This window comes from Lactobacillus apis (genome assembly GCF_003150935.1).
Lineage (GTDB): Bacteria > Bacillota > Bacilli > Lactobacillales > Lactobacillaceae > Lactobacillus > Lactobacillus apis.
This window is the reverse complement of the sequence record NZ_CP029476.1, coordinates 1,286,183-1,309,739: the sequence shown is the minus strand read 5'-3', so window position 1 is coordinate 1,309,739 and position 23,557 is coordinate 1,286,183. Positions and strand designations below refer to the sequence as shown.

Genomic DNA, 23,557 nt, shown 5'->3' with positions numbered 1-23,557 from the left:
AAATGCGCATTGATAAATTTTTGAAAATTTCAAGATTAGTTAAAAGAAGACCCGTGGCCAAGGAGATGGCAGATCAAGGTCGAATTAAAGTAAATGACAAGGTTGTTAAGTCAAGTTATGACGTAAAAATCGGTGACGTTATTGAAGTAGGTTATGGTTCAAGACAGGTTAAGGCCAAAGTTTGTGACATCCGCGAGACAACCAAAAAAGCAGAGGCCAGTGAACTTTATGAATTAATCGAATGATAACTTTGTTATTTAATGACTTTTATGAATGGTCTTGTTATAATTAAATAGTATTTTAGAATTACAGAGGACAAAAATTATGAAAGGACCACGTATCTATAATTCGCTTAGTCCAGAAGAGCGAATTGCGCGCCTAAAGCGTAAGCAAGAAAAACGGGGAAAAGAAGTACACCGAATTCGACGCAATCGTATTATTGCCGTCTTTTTAGTCTTGTTTGCACTTTTGGGTATTCAACTTACGGTTACGCGTGTACAAACACAGCGCATCAATGAGCAAGTACAAACGCAGAAAAAATCGCTCAGCCAAATCGATAAGCAAAAACGTGCTTTGACAGCTAAGCGCGACGACTTAAAAGATCCTGATTACGTGGCTAAACTTGTCCGCTTTAAGTTTTTATATTCTAAACCAAATGAGACAATTTATAATTTACCTGAGGGCAAAGACGATAATTGATGAAATTTCAAGTAGGACAACGTGTTACAGGTACAATTAACAACATCACCGATTTGGGTATTTTTGTTACCCTTCCTAAGCATACGTCGGGACTCATTCACCACAGTGATTTTGGCGAAAATTGGGTGCGCGAACGTGCTAACTATCAAATCGGTGATTCTATTCGTGTAGTTGTAATTAATAATTTTAAAGGTAAAATCGGTCTATCAAGAATGCGGTTAAATGATCCGGATTTAATTGACCATACTAACGAATTTTCTGATGTAAAAAAAGAGCAGTTTTTAACTGTTTTAACCAAAACAATCACTGATTCTGATCGTGAAATCAAAAGATTGCAGCAAGAATTTAACAATTATGCTGATTGATGACTTCTTTAAAGCAAATAGTTTGCCGTTAGAGGGTAAAACACTTGTTGTAGCGACAAGTGGTGGACCAGATTCAATGGCACTCCTTGACATGGTTAATGAAGCTAAGGCGCATTATCATTTTAAGTTAATTGCGGCTCATTTTAATCACCAATTGCGTGTTGATTCCAATTGCGAGGATACAGCAATCAGTAGTTATTGTCAGACAAAGCAAATTGAAGTTGTGACTGGAAAATGGTCGAAACAGTTGCAACCGCAAAAAGGAATTGAAGCTGCTGCGCGCCAAGTTCGCTATCAGTTTTTGACTGAAGTAATGAAGAATAAGGCTGGCGACTATTTGTTAACGGCACATCACAGTGATGATTTGCTGGAAAATATTTTGCTCAAATTTATCCGTTCTGGTAATCCAAGTGAAATGAACAGTTTGCAGCCAGTTAGCAAAATGAATGGCCAGATTTTGTTACGACCACTGCTAACAGTTGAAAAGGCAGAGTTATTAACTTATGTAGAGAAACGTCAAATTCCTTTTGTGATTGATCAAACCAATAATGAGGATGACGCTTTACGTAATCGGATAAGACATAAAATTGTGCCGCTTTTGAAGGCCGAAAATCCAGAAATAAAGCGCAGCGCTTGGCGTTTTAGCAAGCAAATGAACTTAATGACATCGCTAATTGCTGGTGACTTTGAGCAAGTAGAGCAACCGAGCAAATATCTCGGTGTTTTTTATCGGCTTAAAAAAGAAAATCTGGCTTCTCTGACTGAAAAGCAGAAAATGCTGTATTGGCAAAACTTTATTTGGAAAACATGGCATGTACGTGTTAATGATAATCTTGGGAATTTTGAATTACTGCCTTATCAAGATTATTTTTATTTAATTGAAAAACCATTGCCAGACATTGAGCAAAAACAGCAAGTTGAAATAGGACAAAATTTTAAATTTGGCAGTAGGGAATTTGTCATTACTGATAAGTTAAATGCTAATGGCAACTTGATTGCTAAGCTTAGCATTCCAGAAGGCGCTAGAATATATGCTGGACCAACTGAGTCTGGTGCTAAACTTAGTCTAAAGAATGGGCAACACGTCAAAAGTAAGAAAAAGTTTGCTCAAAGCGGCATTCCTAATGTGCTACGGCCATATTGCTTGGCTATTTTTGTGGATAGCGAAGTGGTCCTCATTGAGGATACTTATTCAAGTCAAAAAAAGGTAGAAAATAAACGTCATTTTTATCTATATGGCAATATTTGATAAGAAATTTTAAAATAATAGAGTGATACTGAAATATGTGTTAAACTTTTATTCGTATATCTCTAGGAACTTTTGTGGAGGATTTTTATGAAAAATAACCGGAATCGGCTGTTTTCAAATGGCTTGTTCTATATAGTTGTTTTCCTTTTATTATTAGGAGGAATCAACTGGGCGCTTGGTGGCACCGATAATTCCGGTGGTAGTGAGAACATCAGCTACTCGGAATTTGTCAAAGATTTGAATGACGGCAAGGTAAAGAACTTTAACGTTCAGCCTGCCAACGGTGTTTACACTGTATCAGGCAGTTACAAAGAGGCCCAAGATACTAAAAGCCAATCAAGTAACAGTCTTGACTTCTTTAATGGTAGCTCTGGATCAAAAGTGAAGCGTTTCTCAACAACTATGCTTCAAAATGATTCGAGTGTGTCGAATGTTCAGAACTTAGCTGAAAAGAGTGGCACAAAAATGACCACTCAAGGCGAATCGCAGTCTGGCAACTGGATCTCAACCATTGTAATGCTGGTGCCAACTATTCTGTTCATTGTCATGCTTTGGATGATGATTAGTCAAAGTAGTGGCGGTGGCGGCCGTGGTGGTAACGGCGGTATTATGAACTTTGGTCGTTCGCACGTTAAGCCAGAAGATCCAAAGAAGAATAAGGTTCGTTTTTCTGACGTTGCCGGTGAAGAAGAAGAAAAGCAGGAACTTGTTGAAGTTGTTGAATTCTTAAAGAATCCAGCTAAATTCACTAAGTTAGGTGCGAAAATCCCATCTGGGGTTTTACTCGAGGGTCCTCCGGGAACTGGTAAGACTTTGCTTGCTCGTGCTGTAGCAGGTGAAGCCAACGTACCGTTCTTTTCAATTTCAGGTTCTGACTTCGTTGAAATGTTCGTTGGTGTTGGTGCTAGTCGTGTACGTGACTTGTTCACTAATGCTAAGAAGAACGCACCAAGTATCATTTTCATTGATGAAATTGATGCCATTGGGCGTCGTCGTGGCGGTAATGCTAGTGGTGGCGGTAACGATGAACGTGAACAAACCTTGAACCAATTGTTAGTTGAAATGGATGGGTTTGAAGGTAACGAAGGTGTTATCGTCATTGCCGCAACTAACCGTTCTGATGTTTTGGATCCAGCTTTGCTTCGTCCTGGTCGTTTTGACCGTAAAGTTCTAGTTGGTTCGCCAGACGTTCGTGGTCGTGAAGCCATCCTACGTGTTCATGCCAAGAACATGCCATTGGCAGATGACGTTGACTTAAAGGAAATTGCTCGTCAAACTCCAGGTTTCGTTGGTGCTGATTTAGCTAACTTACTAAACGAAGCTGCATTATTGGCTGCTCGTCGTAATGGCAATGAAATTACTGCTAATGACTTGGATGAAGCAGAAGATCGAGTAATTGCTGGACCAGCTAAGCGTGACAGCATGATCTCAAAGAAAGAGCGTCAAAGAGTTGCCTTCCATGAGGCAGGCCACTCGATTTGTGGTTTGGTTCTAAGTGATTCACGGACAGTTCGTAAGGTTACAATTGTTCCTCACGGTCGTACAGGTGGATATAACTTAATGCTACCTAAGGATGATCAGTTCTTACTAACTAAGAAGCAATTAATGGAGCAAATCGTCGGCTTAATGGGTGGACGTGCTGGTGAAGAAGTTGTGGTTGGTGACCAATCAACTGGAGCTTCCAACGACTTTGAACAAGCAACACAAATTGCTCATAGTATGGTTGTCAACTACGGTATGACTGATTCGCTAGGAATGGTTGAACTCGAAAAAGAGGGCGAAACTAATCCTTACGGTTTTAAACCATATAGTGAAGCAACTTCTGCCAAAATTGATGAAGCTGTCAAGCAAATTCTTGACGAGGCCCATGAACAAGCAGTTGAAATCGTTAAGAATAACCGTGAAAAGCACCGTATTATTGCGGAAGCATTGCTTAAGTATGAAACTCTAGATGAAAAGCAGATTATGTCGCTTTACACTACTGGAAAAATGCCTGAAAAGACAGTTGAAGAATACCCAAGTGAATCTAAGGCTTCTACTTATGAAGAAGCTAAGGCTGCTGCTGAAAAAAGAGAAAATCAAAAGGCAGTTGCTAATTCTGATGAAACTGGTGTAGAAGAACAAGAAAAGGCTTCTGAAGAAGAAAAATCTGAATCTCCATTACAAAAGAATCAGGAAACTGAAAAGCGTAATCCAGAAAATCCAGAGAAACTTGAATTTCCAGAAGAACAAAATTCTTCACAGACTACAGAAGATAAAGCTGATCATTCATCTGATGATCATCCTCAAGATTAATAATTAATAGGGCCTGTTTAAAGGCTCTATTTTTTTAGGAGAATTAAAATGAACGATTATTTAATTAAAGCAATTGATAAAACTAAAAACTTACGTTTATTGACAATTAATGCCCATGATTTAGTTCAGGAAGCGCAAACTAGGCATGACACTTGGTCGGCTTCTTCTGCTGTTTTGGGAAGAACATTAATTGCTGGTGTCCTATTAGCAGGCGCTGAACTAACTGACAAAGAAGAGTTAACGATTCGTCTATTAGGTGATGGTCCAGTGGGCCCAACAATCGTAACCGCTAAATCTGATTTGACGGTTAAGGGCTATGTTAAAAACCCTCATATTGCTTTACCACCTAAGGAAAATGGTCATATTGATGTTAAAAAGGCCGTTGGTAAAGGTTGGCTTGAAGTGACTAAGGATTTAGGACTAAAGGAACCTTATACTGGTCAAGTTCCGATTGTTTCCGGTGAAATCGCTGAAGATATTGCTTACTATTTAACTAAGTCTGAGCAAATTCCTTCTGCTGTTGGTCTTTCCGTTTTTGTTAATCCAAACAACACAATTGGCGCAGCAGGTGGCTTTATGCTTCAGGCATTGCCTGGTGCAAGTGATAGTCTAATTGATCAAACGATTGAACGGATTAACAATTTACCTGCACTCTCCAGTTCATTTTTAGACGGCATGACTCCTGAAGAATTGGCTAAGAAGATTTTGGACGATGACTGCAAGATTTTGGAAAAAGATGATGTTGCATTCAAATGTGACTGTTCAAAAGAAAAATACGGTGACATTTTAACAACTCTGAAAAATAGTCAGTTAAAGGAAATGATTGAAAAAGATCATGGTGCTGAATTGACTTGTAACTTTTGTGGTGAAAAATACGATTTTTCTGAAGATGAATTAAAGGTGATTTTAGCCAAAAAATAAGTTGAAACAGATTTGTAGATTAATCACACGTATTATTAAATTTTGGTGCGGTAATTAGCGTTTTTGATTATAATGAAGAAGTTGAACTAAATGAAATTAAAGGAGTGTAACTAATGCTAAACGTGTATATCGTTCGTCACGGTCAAACTGACACTAACAAAACCCTTGCAATTAACGGCTCGGGTACCAACTTGCCATTAAACGAAACAGGAATTAAGCAGGCTGAAGCTTTACGTGACAGTTTTGACATTGAGCGAATCGATTATGTTTATGCTAGTCCTTTGATCCGTGCAAAACAGACTGCAGAAATACTGGATCAAGGAAAGCATGAAATTATTTACGATGATCGATTAAAAGAAATGAACTACGGTAATTGGGATGGTAAACCTGCAGCTGAAATTCATGCAAAATATCCACAAGCTTTTGATGATTTAGGCTATTTTACTGAAAACTACAGTGATTATTGTACTGGTGAAACATATCGTCAATTAGCTGATCGACTAATGGACTTTTGGCACGATCTTGTAAATAAACACGTAAATGAATCTGTAGTATTAGTTTTCCATGGGACTGCTTCACGCTCATTAGTACAAAATATTTTGGAGAGCACAGGAATTTCCAAAATTGGTGAAATGCAAAATGCAGCTGTAACCAATATTTCTGTTGATGATACAAGTAAAAAAGCATTTTTGCGTTACTATAACCGTTCAGCTCCGTGTGACTTCTTTCTTGAACCAAAGAGCTGATGAATAAGTTTCTACAATTTTTTTCTTAATAAAAAGGTTGAAGTTTTGCTTATGAGGCCCTTTTTGTTATGATGTTAAGGTATTTGAAAGGATGATTAGGTGGATAATAGCTGGAAAATTCGCGAAATAACCATCCCTAATCGGGTTGTTGTTGCTCCAATGGCTGGAGTATCAAACTCTGCATTTCGAATGATCTGTAAAGAATTTGGTGCAGGCTTAGTGGTGTGCGAGATGATTTCCGATCACGGAATTATTTATCGTAATAAAAAGACAATGTCAATGATGAAAGTAGATCCGCGTGAGCACCCCATGAGTATTCAAATCTTTGGTGGCACAGAGGAGACTCTTCTTGAAGGAGCGCAGTACATCGATCAACATACTGATGCTGATATTATTGATATTAATATGGGTTGCCCCGTTCCTAAAATCACTAAGACTGATGCAGGTTCAAAATGGCTTTTGGACTCAAATAAGATCTACCAAATGGTTCATAAGGTAGTTCAGAATGTTTCTAAGCCCGTTTCAGTTAAGATGCGGATTGGCTGGGATCGAAAACATATTTTTGCAGTTGAAAATGCTCTAGCTGCACAAGAAGCTGGTGCAAGTATGATCGCAATGCACGGTCGAACCCGTAAGCAGATGTATGCTGGTGAAGCAGACTGGGAAACACTTCATGATGTCGCTCAAGTGCTTGATATTCCGTTTTTGGCTAATGGTGATATTGCTACGCCAGAGCTTGCCCAAAAGGCACTAGATGAAATTGGATGTACTGGTGTCATGATTGGCCGAGCTGCTTTGGGTAATCCTTGGATGGTCAAAGATATGGTCCATTACTTGGAAACAGGTGAAAAATTACCGCCTCAAACAGTTCGTGAACGTGTAGCGACTGCTGAGCATCAACTCCAGGGTTTAGTTGAGCTTAAAGGTGAAAAGATTGCTGTGCCGGAATTTCGGCAACAAGCTGCATATTATTTAAAAGGAATTCCCCGTTCAGCGCGGACTCGTGCTAAAATAAATGAAGTTTGGACTGCTCAAGAAGTCTACGATTTACTTGACAATTTTGTTGATGAGTATGAAAAGAGACAGGCACAAAAGGTCGCAAGAAATTAAAGTGAAAGATAATGGAGGAAAAATAATTGGCTAAAAGTGAAATGAATGACCAATTAATCGTTCGTCGCCAAAAGATGGAAGAACTTCGTGAAAACGGAATTGAACCATTTGGCATGAGAAAATTCGACCGTCAAGATTTGGCTCGTACTTTAAATGAGAAGTACACTAAAGAAGACAAAGACGAATTAAACAGTGAGTTACCTAAAACCAAGGTTGCTGGTAGAATGCTCGCTAAAAGAGGTAAGGGTAAAGTTGGCTTTGCTGACTTATATGACCGCACTGGCAAAATCCAGATTTATGTTCGTAAGGATATTGTTGGTGAAGAAAACTACCAAATTTTCAAAAAATCAGATATTGGTGACTTCTTAGGAATTGACGGCGAAGTCATGAAAACTGATACTGACGAATTAACTATTCGTGCAACTCATGTAACCTTCTTATCTAAGGCCTTGCGTCCACTTCCTGATAAGTATCATGGTTTGAAAGATGTTGAACAAATTTATCGCCAACGTTACCTTGACTTAATTACTAATCATGAAAGTTATGAGCGCTTTGTTAATCGGACTAAGATTATCCAAGCAATTCGTGACTTTTTAAACAACAAGGACTTTTTGGAAGTTGAAACACCAGTTTTGCATAACATCCCTGGTGGTGCAGAAGCACGTCCATTTATTTCTCATCACAACGCCCTTGATATTGACCTTTACATGAGAATTGCTTTGGAATTGCCTCTGAAGCGTTTAATTGTTGGTGATATGGAACGCGTTTATGAAATTGGCCGAGTTTTCAGAAACGAAGGTCTTGATACCCACCATAACCCTGAATTTACTGAGCTTGAAACTTATGCCGCATACTGGGACTTCCATGATGTCATGGATGAAGCAGAAGGAATTATTCGTGCTGCCGCAAATGTTGTTACTGACGACGGTAAAGTCACATACCAAGGCACTGAAATTGACTTAGGTAAACCATTCCGTCGTGTACATATGGTTGACTTAATTAAGGAAAAGACCGGTGTTGATTTCTGGCAAGAGATGAGCGTTGAAGAAGCAACCAAAATTGCTGAAGACCATGATATTAAAGTTGAAAGCTTTTGGAAGGTTGGTCATATTATCAATGCCTTCTTTGAAAAGTACTGTGAAGAAACAATTGTTGACCCAACCTTTGTATATGGTCATCCAGTTGAAATTTCACCACTTGCTAAGAAGAACGCTGATGATCCACGCTTTACTGATCGTTTTGAAATTTACATTATGGGTGAAGAGTACGGCAACGCCTTTTCAGAACTAAACGACCCAGATGACCAACGTGAGCGTTTTGAAGCACAAATGGCAGAACGTGAAGCTGGAAATGATGAAGCTGATATGATCGATGAAGATTACTTACGTGCTATGGAATACGGTATGCCGCCAACAGGTGGATTGGGAATCGGAATTGACCGTCTTGTAATGCTTTTGACCGATGCGCCTGCAATTAGGGATGTTTTACTATTCCCAACAATGCGTCCAGAGCGAATTGAAGATATTGAGCGCGAAGTCGAAGAAGACATGAAGAAAAAAGAAAATAATAAATAATCGTTTTGCTAGCACTATAGTAAGCTAGCTAATGACACTACTAAAAAAGAATCCTTCTTTAAGGATTCTTTTTTAGTTTGCCTACAATGTAAAACCCATTTTTTCGTTGTAGGCAGTTATTTTCGAAAGTAGATTATCTTGAACATCCTTATTGGTAGAAAAATAAAAATACCAATTTTGTAATAACCTGAACCAGGAACTCAAACAATACCAGTTAGCACGATCATCGTGTAAAAGCAGCTGATAAATTTTCTTATCGAAATCGTCAACAAATGAATCAAAGTCAGCTGAAGCTATCTTTTGGAAATGAACGCCTTGAAAAAAAGCAAATGCTATTCGTTGCTCTTCATCATCAATAAATGGATTTTTTATATTTTGGAAAATGCTCGTAATTACTTCAAATATTGCACTTACATTCTTAGGCTTGAAATCATGGTGACTCAAAGTAGCACCCAGAAAATCACTCCCATGTGCGACACTGTGTGCCCAACCCTTGTTTGTCACATAGCCACGAAAATCTTTTTCTTCTTTTAGATACCTAATGCTCCAGTCAAAAAGTAATTGACGTTCACTATCTGTTAAGATCGGTTTGTCATTATCTGATTCTAAAATGAGTGCGCCAAGTAAGGCACTGAAAGTTCTTAGAAAAACGGCATCGTTTTCTGGTTGATTAATTTGTCTAAAAAGACCTCTGTTCTGAATAAAACTGTCGATAATTACCTGAATCTGTTTTTGTTTAAATGCATTTTCTGAAAAGCCGCGTGCAAAGAGGGTGTAGACAAGGCTATCTCTAATATGTGGATTCAAATTGCCAATATTGTCTAATAAGAATTGAATCTGCTCATTAGTAAAAACGAGCTTTCCTTCTGGCAGATCAACTAATTGCTCCAATTCGTTTTGCATAATTTTCCTTTTAAATCTATAAGTGTATTTTAGCTATAATTATATAATAATCGGATATTTTTTGGTGATTTTTTTAAAAAAGGGGGTTGAAAAACATAACTGATTTGCTATAATAATATTTGTTCTTGCGGAAGTAGTTCAGTGGTAGAACATCACCTTGCCATGGTGGGGGTCGCGGGTTCGAATCCCGTCTTCCGCTCCAAGAGAAACAGAAAAACTCACCGCTTTGGTGAGTTTTTTTGTTAACCGGGAAATAGCTCAGCTTGGTAGAGCGCTACGTTCGGGACGTAGAGGTCGCAGGTTCAAATCCTGTTTTCCCGATAAATGAGATTTTACCTTTATGTCATACTTTTAATCATGAGTAAAAAAATAAAAAGTAAGTTTAATTATTGAGGAACATTAAGATGAAAACAAATATTGGAATTATTGTTTTATTCATATTTATGATTTTATCTAGTATAGCTGCTGCTTGGGATTTTTTTGAAAATGATAAGCATTCATATTTAGACATAATAACTTTTCTTGCAGGATTATCTGTTTTTACATTCTTTTTAGTTACTTACAAACAATTTTTAACTATAACTATAATTTCGAATTTATTAATAGTCATTTCAGCAATTTTGCATGGTATTTTGAATAAATCGTTTCATCTAATTCACCATGTAGTCAGAATAGTTTTATTGTTTTTGGTATATATACTTTTATTAAGTTAATTAACATATATGGTATAAAGCTTAACGTTAGGCTAATCATTTAGAAAATTATAGTCGGACAATAATATTTCAGTACTTTAAAAGTAATTTTGAGAAGTCAATCAAAAATTTAGTAAAGCCCAAGGATACTAGTAGCTACATTGACTATACAATATAAGAAGATTCTATTTAGAGTGAGTTCAGAAGGTTAGACAATTTTGGGGTTATTCATAAGTTAAGGTCTTTCACCAGCAATCGGCGTATTAAAACATAGTGGTTTTGTAATCAAAGATAAGAATGTTAGGCGTCTGATACATAAATTAGAATTAATATGTTTACGTCGACATAAACGCAAGTATCCTAACTATATAGAAAACGATGGGGCAAGATTCTCCCTAACTTCATTCAACGCAATTTCTTTGTTCTACGCTCTAACCTGAAAGTGGTACATTGACATAATCAGGTTTGACCCTGTAGGAATAAAGTTTTATTCTATGCAATTTTATGGCATCTAAATCTTAACCTGATAATGATATTGTTTAATTACATGCACTTAAATTGTGCAGCATTATGTAAATATCTTGTGCGGCTCTTTGTCAAACAAATATTTAACTTTCAAAAAGGCGCCTTTCTGAAGCTAGCTCAAATAGGAAATATATAAACCTGGAAAAATTAATAAAAACTTGAAGCATAGCAAATAAAGGAGATTTTGTATGATAATCAATAAAAAAGATTGGAATAACTACCTTAATAAAAGGGAGTTAGTGAAAATTTATGGGAAATCACAAGATAGTTATATATTTGCAGTAGGATATATGATTGCCGATCTAGGACAATACTATATCTTTGAAGTTGTAGACGATATTGGCAGTTTAGATAGTTATGTTTTATATAAAAAGACAGAAATTGAAAAATTAGTATGTAATGATAGTCATACAAGGATGTTTGATTTCTATATTGACTACCTAAAAAAACAAGATGAATATGATAGATTAAACTTACAAAAAGTATATAATGATATCATTACTTTGTTAGATTATTGTTGTAATTGCGGCTTTTATGTCACCATAGCTGAATCTGAAAATGAATATGAGGAAACTGTAAAAATAATTTCTGTTGACACGCAAAAGGTATTAATTGATCAAACAGAATATTGTAAAGACCATAATTTGATGGAAGAGGTTAGATCCGAGCCAATCAAAATCGATGATATTCTGACACTAGATATTATTAGTAAAGAGAATTTTTTGTATGAACAATATCTTAAACAAAAAAATAGCTAGTTAAATTTATTCGCGCAAAAAAAGCAACTTTTTAGGTTGCTTTTTATTGTACACAAATTTAATTATAAATAAGGTTAGTTGATTACATACGATTTCTGAAATCGATTAGTAAGTGAATAGAAATTTATATCACTCGTACATAAACTAATCTACTTATATAGTGAATCTTTTGCTACAATCAAGGTATTTTGTTTAACGAAAATAAAACATTTGTAAAAGCACTTATATTGAGAAAACAGAAATTAGCATCATTAGCTAGTCTTTGCTATAATGGTGGCAATGTTTTTACGCTAAAAGCACTTTACTTGAAACAAAATATTTTACAATTCAGCCAAAAAGTTTATAGTGGATACACATCGTTTTTAAAGGTGGTGCTATGATGAAAAAATCCTATACCAAAAGTGCAAATCAAGTTTTAGAAATTGCACGTGAACAGGCACAGAGCTTTCATCATCGTTTAATCGGTACGGAACACGTACTGCTTGCGATGGTAATCGAATCTGATGGTGAAGCTGGTAAAAACTTGCGTGCATGGGGCGCAACGCCAACGGCTATCCGTGAAGAAATTGAACGCTATACCGGCTATGGCTCGGCAGGTAAATCTACTTATATGGAAATGTCACCTCGGTTGAGTATGGCATTATCTTATGCAGGAATCTTAGCTGAACGTGAAGGTTCAGCTCAAATTAAAACTAGTCATATTTTGCTTGGTTTGATTCTCAATGAACAGATTCTTGCTTCTGTCATTTTACGAAATTTGAACATAGATCTTCCTGGTTTGCGCAATGATTTATTACACTCGCTAGGTGAAGATATCGATAATATTGATGATAATGATCAATCTGATAATAGTGGTTGGTCGAGTTTTAATGGTGCGGATTATAGTAATTCCACTAATTCGCAAAGCAAAACGCCAACCCTTGATCAAGTGTCAGTTAACTTAAATGAACGAGCAGAAAATGGCAAAATCGATCCAGTGATTGGGCGAGATAAAGAAGTCGCTCGTGTAATTGAAATTTTATCTAGACGTAACAAGAATAACCCTGTTCTAATCGGTGAACCAGGAGTCGGTAAGACGGCTGTTGCTGAAGCGATTGCGACAGCAATAGTTAATAAAAAAGTGCCGCATGACTTAATGGACAAAAAAGTCATCTCACTTGATTTGGGAGGCCTTGTTGCTGGTACTAAATATCGTGGTGAGTTTGAAGATCGACTGAAGAAAATCATCAAAGAAATTGTTGATGACGGAACAATTATTCTGTTTGTTGACGAAATGCATACCTTAATTGGTGCTGGTGGAGCCGAAGGATCAATTGATGCAGCTAATATTTTGAAGCCATCACTTGCACGTGGTGACATTCAAATGATAGGTGCAACAACTTTTGACGAGTACCAAAAGTATGTTGAAAAAGATCAAGCATTAGCACGTAGATTTCAAATAGTGCGTCTAAATGAACCTTCTAAGGAAGAGACACTAGCTATTTTAAGTGGTTTGAAACCAAAATATGAGAAGTTTCACCATGTCACAATTACTGATGCGGCCCTTGAGAATGCAATTGATTTATCAAGTCGATATATTTCTAACCGTTATTTGCCGGATAAAGCAATTGACTTAATTGATGAAGCTAGTGCAGCTGTCAAAATCAAGTCTGGTAAGGGCTCAAATAACCAGCTGGTTCAACTTAATGAACAAATTAAAAAAGTTATAGAGCAAAAAAATCAAGCTGCGATTAATCAGAATTTTGTCAAAGCGGCTCAGCTTCAAGATAGACAAAATAGCTTGCAATTACGCCAAGATAAGTTAAACGCTAAATTGGAAAGTGCGACTAGTAAAAAGTCTACAGTGCAACCAGAAGATATTGCTAAGGTAGTTTCAAACTGGACAGGCGTACCTGTTACTCAAATGAATCGCGATGAATCAAAGCATCTGGCTAATCTGGAGGCAGATTTGCATAAGCGCATTATCGGACAAGAGGATGCAGTTCGTGCAGTTAGTCGCGCAGTTCGTCGTAGTAGGAGTGGAATTAAGGATGAAAATCGTCCAATCGGTTCATTTCTATTCTTGGGCCCAACAGGGGTTGGTAAGACAGAACTAGCCAAAGCGATAGCGGCCTCAATCTTTGGTTCAGAGAATAACTTAATCAGAATTGATATGTCTGAATACATGGATCAAATTGCTAATAGTAAGCTGATCGGCTCAGCTCCAGGCTATGTTGGCTATGATGAAGGTGGACAATTATCCGAACAGGTTCGTCGCCACCCATATTCTGTAGTTTTGCTAGATGAAGTTGAAAAAGCCCACCCTGATGTTTTTAACCTACTATTGCAAGTACTTGATGATGGTTTTTTGACCGATTCAAAAGGACGCAAAGTAGACTTTAAGAATACAATTATTATTATGACTTCCAACTTAGGTTCGCGTTCTTTATTTGATACCAAAGAAGTCGGCTTTAATGCTGACAATTCAAGCCAAGTTGAAATGCGTAAGGATCGTGTTCGTCAAGCGCTTAAACAGTTCTTCCGTCCAGAATTTTTAAACCGAGTTGATGAAACAATCATCTTTGATGAGCTTAACCAGCAACAATTACGTCAAATTGTCACTCTACTTACTCATAAGTTGATTGTCCGTTTGCAAAAGCAAGGCGTGCAATTGAAAATTTCACGTGCTGCTTTGGATAAAATTGCTAAAGATGGCTATAATCCTGAGATGGGTGCAAGACCTTTGCGCCGCGCAATTCAAAAGGATATTGAAGACGAAATTGCCTCAAAACTAATTACTGGTGAACTTGGTGATGGCGATCTTCTCAAAATTGGTTGTAACCATGACAAATTAAAATTTGAAATAGTTAAAGCAGAACCAAAAAATCTAGTTGGCTCTAAGTAAAACGATTGACAAATCAGTTATCATTTGCTATATTAGTGCGTGATTAAAAAGGCTGATTTTCAGGATTTTGCTGATATATTGTCCAGCAGAATAATAAAGGACAAAAACGACAGAGGTTGTTTTTGTCTTTTTTATGCTTAAAAATCCCGCTTTTTGAAATTGTAACCAAAATGTAATATTAGCTTTCTCTGACAGAAAGGATGTTTTCTCCTTGTTAAATGGACACGTAGTGAATTTCGGTAAGCATCGAACAAGACGTAGTTTTTCACGTATTAAAGAAGTACTGAAGCTACCTAACTTGACAGATGTTCAAACCGAATCGTACCAAAACTTTTTGGATGAAGGTATTAAGGAAGTCTTCGACGACATTATGCCGATCAGTGACTTTTCAGGTAAGCTCTCGCTTGAGTACGTTGGCTATAAACTGCAAAAGCCAAAGTATACTGTTGATGAAGCGCGTGATCACGATGCAACTTACGCTGCACCAATGCACGTTACCTTAAAACTGACTAACCAAAAAACTGGTGAAATTAAGACCCAAGATGTTTTCTTCGGCGATTTACCTTTAATGACTGAATCTGGTTCATTCATTATCAATGGTGCCGAAAGAGTTATTGTTTCCCAATTAGTTAGATCACCAAGTGTCTACTATTCTGGCGACTATGATAAGAATGGTCGAGAAATCTTCGGCACAACTGTTATTCCTAACCGTGGTGCATGGCTAGAATATGAAACAGATGCTAAGAATGTTTCTTATGTACGTGTTGATCGTACTCGTAAACTGCCTTTGACTGTTTTAATTAGAGCTTTAGGAATTGGTTCAGATGGCGAAATTATTGATATCTTTGGTGAAAGTGATACTTTGCAATTCACTTTGGATAAAGATGTACACAAGAATCCAGCAGATTCACGTGTTGCTGAAGCCTTAAAGGATATCTATGAGCGTCTACGCCCAGGTGAACCAAAGACAACTGATTCTTCACGGTCCCTCTTATATGCTCGTTTCTTTGACCCACGTCGCTACGACTTAGCCCCTGTTGGTCGATACAAGGTTAATAAGAAGTTATCATTAAAGAACCGTCTCTACGGTCAAACTTTAGCAGAAACTTTAGCTGACCCAGATACTGGTGAAATTATTGTTAAGAAGGGTACTGTTGTTACTCATGAAGTAATGGACGGCTTAGAAAAGTATCTTGACCGTGATGACTTCAAGATGGTTACTTATGAACCTTCAAAAGAAGGCGTCTTACCTGACCCAATTGTTGTTCAAGAAGTTAAGGTATATTCAAAGGCTAACCCTGAACGCGTTGTTAAGTTGATTTCTAATGGTCACATCGATAAGGACGTTAAATACTTAACTCCAGCAGATATTTTGGCATCAATTAACTACTTCTTCTTATTACAAGATGGTATTGGTGACACTGATGACATCGATCACTTAGGTAACCGTCGTATTCGTCGTGTTGGTGAATTGTTACAAAATCAATTTAGAATTGGTTTGGCAAGAATGGAACGTGTTGTTCGTGAAAGAATGTCAATTCAGGATCCTTCAACTGTTACACCACAACAATTAATCAACATTAGACCTATTGTTGCCAGCATCAAAGAATTCTTTGGTTCATCACAACTTTCACAGTTCATGGACCAACATAACCCCCTTGGCGAATTAACTCACAAGCGTCGTATGTCTGCTTTAGGGCCTGGTGGTTTAACTCGTGACCGTGCTGGATATGAAGTTCGTGACGTTCACTATACCCAATACGGTCGTCTTTGCCCGATTGAAACTCCTGAAGGACCAAACATCGGGTTAATTAACTCTCTTGCATCATACGCAGTTATTAACAAATATGGTTTCATTGAAACACCATATCGTCGTGTTTCATGGAAGACGCATAAAGTTACTGATAAGATTGACTACTTAACAGCTGATGTAGAAGATAACTTCATTATTGCCGGTGCAAACACTAAATTAAATCCAGATGGTTCTTTCAAGGACGATTTAATTTTGGCACGTCATAAGGAAGACAACGTCGAAGTTAGTCCTGATAAGATTGACTACATGGACGTTATTCCTAAGCAAGTTGTTTCGGTTGCGTCTGCATGTATTCCTTTCCTTGAAAACGATGACTCTAACCGTGCATTGATGGGTGCTAACCAGCAACGTCAGGCTGCCCCATTGATTGATCCACACAGTTGTCTTGTCGGTACTGGTATGGAATACCGTGCTGCGCATGACTCTGGTGCTGCAATTGTTGCTAAGGCAGCAGGTACTGTTGAGTACGTTGATGCCAATACAGTTAGAATTAGACGTGCTGACGGCACTTTAGATAAATATGTGCTTGAAAAATACCGCCGTTCTAACAACTCCAAGTCATATAACCAAACACCAAATGTTAGATTAGGTGATCAGGTTGAAGAAGGCGAAGTAATCGTTAATGGTCCAACAATGGATCATGGTGAGCTTGCTTTGGGTCAAAACCCAGTAATTGCCTTCATGACATGGAACATGTACAACTATGAAGATGCCATCATGCTTTCAGAGCGTTTAGTTAAGGATGATGTCTACACTTCAATCAGTATTGAAGACTACGAATCTGAAGCTCGTGACACTAAACTTGGACCTGAGGAAATTACACGCGAATTACCTAATGTTGGTGAGGATGCACTTAAAGATCTTGATGGTCAAGGAATCGTTCGCATTGGTGCTGAGGTTCATGACGGTGACATTTTAGTTGGTAAGGTTACACCAAAGGGTGTGACTGAATTATCCGCTGAAGAACGTTTGCTTCACGCCATCTTTGGTGAAAAAGCACGTGAAGTACGTGATACATCATTACGTGTACCTCACGGTGGTGGTGGAATCGTTCGCGATGTTAAAGTTTATACTCGTGAAAACGGCGATGAACTTTCCCCAGGTGTAAATACCCTGGTACGTGTACATATCGCACAAAAGAGAAAGATTCAAGTCGGAGATAAGATGTCTGGTCGTCACGGTAACAAAGGTACTGTTGCTGCAGTTGTTCCTGAAGAAGATATGCCATACTTACCAGATGGTACTCCAGTTGATATTTGTTTGAACCCAATGGGTGTTCCTTCACGTATGAACATCGGACAGTTACTTGAGTTGCATTTGGGCTGGGCTGCTAATAGCCTCGGTATCCACGTTGCAACTCCAGCATTTGATGGTGCGAGCGAAAGTGATGTTTGGGATACTGTTCATAAAGCAGGTATCGATGAAGATGGTAAGACTGTTTTATATGATGGTCGTACCGGAGAACCTTTCCATAACCGTGTTTCCGTCGGAATTATGCACTATCTGAAATTAACCCACATGGTTGATGATAAGATTCACGCCCGTTCCATTGGGCCTTACTCATTAGTGACCCAGCAACCTCTTGGTGGTAAAGCACAATTTGGTGGACAGCGTTTCGGTGAAATGGAAGTTTGGGCACTGGAGGCTTATGGTGCTGCATACACATTGCAAGAAATTTTGACTTACAAATCTGATGACGTTGTTGGTCGTGTAAAGGCATATGAAGCAATTGTTAAGGGTGACAGAATTCCTAAACCTGGTGTTCCTGAATCATTCCGTGTCCTTGTCAAAGAATTACAATCTCTAGGATTAGATATTCGTGTTCTTGATATGGATCACAATGAAATCGAACTTCGTGACATGGATGATGATTCAAATGAACATTTGAATATTGATACCCTGTCGAAGATGGCCGAAGAACAACAAAAGAAGAAGTTAGCCGAAGAAACCGCAAAATCTGAAGATGAAGAATCAGCCGAGATTGAAACTCCAGTTGATGAGTCTGATGATGATAACAAGATTTCTAGATAAGTAGGGGGTTAAACTTTTGATCGACGTAAATAAATTTGAAAGCATGCAAATTGGCCTTGCTTCTCCAAATAAAATTCGGAGCTGGTCGTATGGTGAAGTAAAAAAGCCTGAAACGATCAACTACCGTACTTTAAAACCGGAAAAAGATGGTCTGTTTGATGAAAGAATCTTTGGACCAACCAAGGATTGGGCATGTGCATGTGGCAAATATAAAGGTGTGAGATACCGCGGCATCGTTTGTGATCGCTGTGGTGTTGAAGTTACCTCTTCTAAAGTTAGAAGAGAACGGATGGGTCACATCGAATTAGCAGCCCCAGTAACCCACATTTGGTACTTTAAGGGAATCCCGTCTCGAATGGGTTTGATTCTTGATATGTCACCAAGATTGTTGGAAGAAGTTATCTATTTTGCGGCCTACATTGTCATTGATCCGGGTGACACTGAACTTGAATTCAAGCAGCTTTTAACTGAAGCAGAATACCGTGAAGAAAAAGCTAAGTATGGTAACCGGTTTGAAGCTAAAATGGGTGCCGAAGCAATTCGCGATTTGTTACGTAAAGTTGACCTAGAAAAAGAAGTTGCTGATTTAAAGAAGGAATTAGAAACTGCTACTGGTCAAAAGCGTACACGTGCAATCAGAAGATTAGACATTCTTGATGCATTTAAAGATTCTGGTAATAAGCCAGAATGGATGGTCATTGATGCTGTGCCAGTTATTCCACCGGACTTGCGTCCAATGGTTCAATTAGAAGGTGGCCGTTTTGCTACTTCTGATTTGAATGACTTGTACCGTCGTGTAATTAACCGTAACAACCGGTTAAAGAGACTTCTTGACTTAAACGCACCAAATATCATTGTTCAAAATGAAAAGCGGATGTTACAAGAAGCCGTAGATGCATTGATTGATAATGGTCGTCGTGGTCGTTCTGTTGTTGGCCCCGGTAACCGCCCACTTAAGTCACTTTCACACATGCTTAAGGGTAAGCAAGGTCGTTTCCGTCAAAACTTACTTGGTAAGCGTGTTGACTACTCTGGTCGTTCAGTTATCGATGTTTCACCAAAATTGAAATTCTATCAATGTGGTGTTCCTCGGCCAATGGCACTTGAATTATTCAAGCCATTTGTAATGCATGAATTGGTTAAGCGTAAGATTGCTTCTAACATTAAGAGTGCAAAACGTAAGATTGATCGTGAAGACGATGATGTATGGGATGTATTAGAAGATGTTATTAAGGAAAGAACTGTTTTACTAAACCGTGCGCCAACTTTGCACCGTTTGAGTATTCAGGCTTTTGAACCAGTTTTGGTACCAGGTAAGTCAATTCGTTTGCATCCACTTGCATGTGAAGCCTACAATGCCGACTTCGATGGTGACCAGATGGCTATTCACGTTCCTCTATCTGATGAAGCTGTCGCTGAATCACGTTTGTTAATGCTTGCAGCTCACCATATTTTGGCACCTAAGGATGGTAAGCCAATTGTTACACCATCTCAGGATGTAGTTTTAGGTAACTACTGGTTGACTCAAGCCGAAAAGGGCCGTGAAGGTGAAGGAATGATCTTCAATTCACCTGATGAAGCAACAGTTGCATATAATAATGGTGATATTCACTATCACACTATTATTGGTATGTCTGCCGATTCGATGCCTAAGAAGTCATGGCCTAAAGGTTTTGAACATGGCATTTTCATTACCACTTACGGCAGAATCATCTTCAATCAAATTTTCCCAGATGATTACTTCTACATTAATGAGCCAACTGAAGAAAACCTGAACCATCCAGTAAGCGCTAAGTACTTCTTAGAGCCTGGTGAAGATATCCATGAAAAGATTGATGATGTTGCTAGTGATTTAATCTCAACACCATTTAAGAAATCTTTCTTATCTGATTCAATTGCAACTATTTACAAGTACTACAAGGTTCAAAGGACTTCTGAATACCTTGATGACTTAAAGACACTTGGCTACACTAGTTCAACCACTTCTGGTATTACAATCGGCATGACTGATGTACCAGAAATTGAGGACAAGGACGAAAAGGTTGCTAAGGCGCACAAGCAAGTTGATGTCGTTTCTAAGCAATTTAGACGAGGCCTAATTACTGAGCAAGAGCGTCACGATCGTGTTATCAGCATTTGGAATGATTGTAAGGATCAAGTTCAGGACGAAATTGCTCAAATTTATGATCCTCGTAATCCAATTACGATCATGGCGGACTCTGGTGCTCGTGGTAACATTTCCAACTTTACTCAGTTAGCTGGTATGCGTGGATTGATGGCCACTCCTAACGGTGGATTGTTCGAAATTCCAGTTACTTCAAACTTCAAGGAAGGTCTATCAGTTCTAGAACTATTCATGTCCACTCACGGTGCTCGTAAGGGAATGACTGATACAGCATTGAAGACTGCCCAGTCAGGGTACTTGACTCGTCGTCTAGTTGATGTTGCTCAAGATGTTATTATCCGTGAAGATGATTGTGGTACTGACCGTGGTATCAATGTTCATGCCATCATGGAAGGTGACGAATTAATTGAGCCACTATACGATCGTCTATTAGGACGCTTTACTGCTGAAACTGTTAAAGATCCTAAGACTGGCGAAGCTATTGTTAGACCAAATGTCATGCTTGATGAAGATTTATCACATAAAATTTGTGATGCTGGTGTGACAGACGTTAAGATTCGTTCTATCCTAACTTGTGATACTTCCCATGGTGTTTGCCGTAAGTGTTACGGTATGAACCTTGCTACTGGTGAGGAAGTTGAAGTGGGTGAAGCAGTTGGTACGGTTGCTGCCCAATCAATTGGTGAACCTGGTACTCAGCTTACTTTACGTACATTCCACAACGGTGGTGTTGCTGGTGCAGAAGATATTACTCAGGGTCTTCCTCGTGTTCAGGAATTGTTTGAAGCACGTAATCCAAAAGGACGTGCTATTATCTCTGAAGTAGATGGTTTAATTGATTCGATTCAAGAAAATCCAGCAGAGCATACACGTGAGATTACTGTTAAAGGTAAGATCGATACTAGAAGCTACAGTGTACCTTACACTGCATCGGTTGCAGTTAGTGAAGGTGATGAGGTTAGTCGTGGCTCCAAGTTAACTCTCGGATCAATCGATCCAAAGGAACTTATCCAAGTTACTGATACCTTAACAACTGAAGAATACATCTTGGTTGAAGTTCAAAAAGCATACCGGATGCAAGGTGTAGATATTTCTGATAAGCACGTCGAAGTTTTGACTAGACAAATGTTACAGAAAGTACGTGTGCTTGATCCTGGTGAAACCAACTTACTTCCAGGTGAGATCATGGATATTGGTGAATTCAAGGAACGTAATACTTCAGTTATTATTTCTGGTGGTATTCCAGCCACTGCACAAAGTGTCATTCTTGGTATTACGAAGGCTGCTCTTGAAACTAACAGTTTCTTATCAGCTGCTTCATTCCAGGAAACTACCCGTGTATTGACTGATGCCTCAATCAGAGGTAAGAATGATCCATTACTCGGTTTGAAGGAAAATGTTATCATCGGTAAGATTATTCCGGCCGGAACCGGTCTTCCAATTTACCGTGATATGGAACCTGAAGCTGATGTTCCAAAACCTAAATCTGTTTATTCAATAGCTGATATTGAAAAAAAGATGCGGGAAGCTGACGAAGCTACAGAGTCATAAAATAATATAAATAAAAACTGTTCCGTTAGAAGTTACTAACGGAACAGTTTTTTGTTTGCTCGAAATTATTACTTTAAAATCTTACCAAATAGAATATATGATATTGTCCATAAAATAATGCCAACAATCAGAAAGAAACCAAATATTTTTACTAAGTCTAGTATTGATTTAGTTGGGAACCAGCCACTGAATACTAAACAAGGATATATAGTAACCAGCATGATTAGAAAATGAACGACAGATTGTTTTATTAATGACCAACTTTTGACATCATAAATAACAGAGGTTGCTGCAACTGCAGTTATTATTAGTCCCGTGATAAATGTCGATTTGACGCTATAATCATCGATATGTTGTAATTTCATAATCCATGAAAATATACTCATAATGATAAAAGGTATGGCGCCACGTATTGCTGCAGATAAAATATAGTGCATCGTTTTTCCTCAATAAACTTCGAATTTTCTTATATAAAAGATTTTATCATAGGTTGAAATGCAAAAGAAAATAGGTGATAAAACTGGCTCATATTTAACTGGATTAATATTACTTGAAATGTTATGGCTAAATAGCAATCTTTTGATTTTCATCTTTAATTGGAGACTTGACCTAAAAGACTTTTTATTTGCACAAAAGTTGAGTGACTACACCAATATAAATAAATGGAATAAATGCCACAGAAGCTTTTCTATCCAGCTCAGCAGTTTTAAAGAGAATAACTAGAATAAGTGATGCGACTAAAAAAGCCAAGTTTGCAAATTGAGGACTAAAGTAAAGGGCCAGAATTAGATAAACAAGTAAATCCCCAGAACCTAAATTATTTTTGAGTATTTCATAGATAAAAAGAGCAAAAATAGGACAAAAGTGAATGAGATCAACAGAACTGATTTTTTGGAAATTCAGTAATATGTGTAAAGTTGCAATAATGAAAGCCGGAACAATGAATGCAACATCAAATTCTTTACGTTGATAGTCACTAATAGCTGCAAGTAGTAGGCTAAATAGTACAAGTGCAGTATTCATGCCACTAATACTACTGAAATTAATTTTACAAAAGGCAAAGCCACCCAAAAATTCTATTAAGAAATATTCACAAGGGATGTGCACTTTGCAATAGCGGCAGCGACCTTTGAGCATTAAATAAGAAACTAAGGGGATTTCATCAAGTAAGCTCAGTTGCTGTTTGCAATTAGTACATTTGGAACGAGTAAAAATAAAATCCTCTTTGCCTGCTCTTTCAGCAATTACACATGCGTGGGAAGCCAAACAAGTCCCGATCAAAAAATTAGTTAATTGATAAAGTAAATTCATTTTTC

General features: G+C 37.9%; 17 protein-coding genes and 2 tRNA genes. 16 read left to right on the top strand and 3 right to left on the bottom strand.

Features of this window, described 5'->3' with window-relative positions; genetic code table 11:
* Nucleotides 1-2 precede the first annotated feature (2 nt).
* The 9 genes from DKL56_RS06265 (at nucleotide 3) to lysS (ending at nucleotide 8,959) form a co-directional block, all read left to right on the top strand.
* Nucleotides 3-245, top strand: a complete 243-nt coding sequence (locus tag DKL56_RS06265; RefSeq protein WP_046307633.1) for an RNA-binding S4 domain-containing protein — start codon at nucleotides 3-5, stop codon at nucleotides 243-245.
* 76 nt (nucleotides 246-321) lie between these two features.
* Entirely contained in the window at nucleotides 322-699 is a 378-nt protein-coding gene (locus tag DKL56_RS06260; RefSeq protein ID WP_109715771.1) for an FtsB family cell division protein, read from the top strand.
* Nucleotides 699-1,064 (top strand): S1 RNA-binding domain-containing protein, encoded by a 366-nt coding sequence (locus tag DKL56_RS06255; RefSeq protein ID WP_420812386.1) that lies wholly within the window; start codon nucleotides 699-701, stop codon nucleotides 1,062-1,064. The genes DKL56_RS06260 and DKL56_RS06255 overlap by 1 nt, the downstream gene beginning before the upstream one ends.
* Nucleotides 1,054-2,313 carry a tRNA lysidine(34) synthetase TilS gene (gene tilS, locus DKL56_RS06250; protein ID WP_109715769.1) on the top strand — a complete coding sequence of 420 codons (1,260 nt, stop codon included), beginning with the start codon at nucleotides 1,054-1,056 and terminating at the stop codon, nucleotides 2,311-2,313. The genes DKL56_RS06255 and tilS overlap by 11 nt, the downstream gene beginning before the upstream one ends.
* Before the next feature lie 87 nt (nucleotides 2,314-2,400).
* The gene (gene ftsH, locus DKL56_RS06245; protein ID WP_109715768.1) at nucleotides 2,401-4,608 is read left to right on the top strand and encodes an ATP-dependent zinc metalloprotease FtsH; all 2,208 of its coding nucleotides are present in this window, start codon (nucleotides 2,401-2,403) and stop codon (nucleotides 4,606-4,608) included.
* Between the two features lie 48 nt (nucleotides 4,609-4,656).
* Nucleotides 4,657-5,529, top strand: a complete 873-nt coding sequence (gene hslO, locus DKL56_RS06240; RefSeq protein ID WP_109715767.1) for an Hsp33 family molecular chaperone HslO — start codon at nucleotides 4,657-4,659, stop codon at nucleotides 5,527-5,529.
* A gap of 113 nt (nucleotides 5,530-5,642) precedes the next feature.
* The gene (locus tag DKL56_RS06235) at nucleotides 5,643-6,275 is read left to right on the top strand and encodes a histidine phosphatase family protein (RefSeq protein WP_109715766.1); all 633 of its coding nucleotides are present in this window, start codon (nucleotides 5,643-5,645) and stop codon (nucleotides 6,273-6,275) included.
* A gap of 99 nt (nucleotides 6,276-6,374) precedes the next feature.
* Complete coding sequence (dusB, locus tag DKL56_RS06230; protein ID WP_046307621.1) at nucleotides 6,375-7,385, top strand: tRNA dihydrouridine synthase DusB; 1,011 nt, start codon at nucleotides 6,375-6,377, stop codon at nucleotides 7,383-7,385.
* Nucleotides 7,386-7,411: 26 nt separating this feature from the next.
* Entirely contained in the window at nucleotides 7,412-8,959 is a 1,548-nt protein-coding gene (gene lysS, locus DKL56_RS06225; protein WP_109715765.1) for a lysine--tRNA ligase, read from the top strand.
* An 81-nt stretch (nucleotides 8,960-9,040) separates the two neighbouring features.
* On the opposite strand, the gene DKL56_RS06220 is transcribed toward lysS, so the two are convergent.
* Nucleotides 9,041-9,862 carry a DUF2785 domain-containing protein gene (locus tag DKL56_RS06220; RefSeq protein ID WP_109715764.1) on the bottom strand — a complete coding sequence of 274 codons (822 nt, stop codon included), beginning with the start codon at nucleotides 9,860-9,862 and terminating at the stop codon, nucleotides 9,041-9,043.
* A 127-nt stretch (nucleotides 9,863-9,989) separates the two neighbouring features.
* Between DKL56_RS06220 and DKL56_RS06215 the strand changes: the two genes are divergently transcribed.
* The 7 genes from DKL56_RS06215 (at nucleotide 9,990) to rpoC (ending at nucleotide 22,241) form a co-directional block, all read left to right on the top strand.
* Nucleotides 9,990-10,064, top strand: a tRNA-Gly gene (locus DKL56_RS06215).
* Between the two features lie 45 nt (nucleotides 10,065-10,109).
* Nucleotides 10,110-10,183: transfer RNA gene (locus DKL56_RS06210), tRNA-Pro, on the top strand.
* 83 nt (nucleotides 10,184-10,266) lie between these two features.
* Complete coding sequence (locus tag DKL56_RS06205; protein WP_109715763.1) at nucleotides 10,267-10,575, top strand: hypothetical protein; 309 nt, start codon at nucleotides 10,267-10,269, stop codon at nucleotides 10,573-10,575.
* A gap of 692 nt (nucleotides 10,576-11,267) precedes the next feature.
* Nucleotides 11,268-11,837 (top strand): hypothetical protein, encoded by a 570-nt coding sequence (locus DKL56_RS06200; RefSeq protein WP_109715762.1) that lies wholly within the window; start codon nucleotides 11,268-11,270, stop codon nucleotides 11,835-11,837.
* 379 nt (nucleotides 11,838-12,216) lie between these two features.
* A complete protein-coding gene (locus tag DKL56_RS06195; protein WP_109715761.1) occupies nucleotides 12,217-14,721 on the top strand; it encodes an ATP-dependent Clp protease ATP-binding subunit in 2,505 nt (834 codons plus the stop codon).
* A 211-nt stretch (nucleotides 14,722-14,932) separates the two neighbouring features.
* Nucleotides 14,933-18,565, top strand: coding sequence for a DNA-directed RNA polymerase subunit beta (rpoB, locus tag DKL56_RS06190; RefSeq protein ID WP_109715760.1), 3,633 nt, complete (start codon nucleotides 14,933-14,935; stop codon nucleotides 18,563-18,565).
* 16 nt (nucleotides 18,566-18,581) lie between these two features.
* The gene (gene rpoC, locus DKL56_RS06185) at nucleotides 18,582-22,241 is read left to right on the top strand and encodes a DNA-directed RNA polymerase subunit beta' (RefSeq protein ID WP_109715759.1); all 3,660 of its coding nucleotides are present in this window, start codon (nucleotides 18,582-18,584) and stop codon (nucleotides 22,239-22,241) included.
* A gap of 68 nt (nucleotides 22,242-22,309) precedes the next feature.
* On the opposite strand, the gene DKL56_RS06180 is transcribed toward rpoC, so the two are convergent.
* Together DKL56_RS06180 and DKL56_RS06175 are read right to left on the bottom strand one after the other, a co-directional pair.
* Complete coding sequence (locus DKL56_RS06180) at nucleotides 22,310-22,678, bottom strand: DUF3021 family protein (protein WP_109715758.1); 369 nt, start codon at nucleotides 22,676-22,678, stop codon at nucleotides 22,310-22,312.
* A gap of 184 nt (nucleotides 22,679-22,862) precedes the next feature.
* Nucleotides 22,863-23,552, bottom strand: a complete 690-nt coding sequence (locus DKL56_RS06175; protein WP_109715757.1) for a prepilin peptidase — start codon at nucleotides 23,550-23,552, stop codon at nucleotides 22,863-22,865.
* Nucleotides 23,553-23,557: the final 5 nt, after the last annotated feature.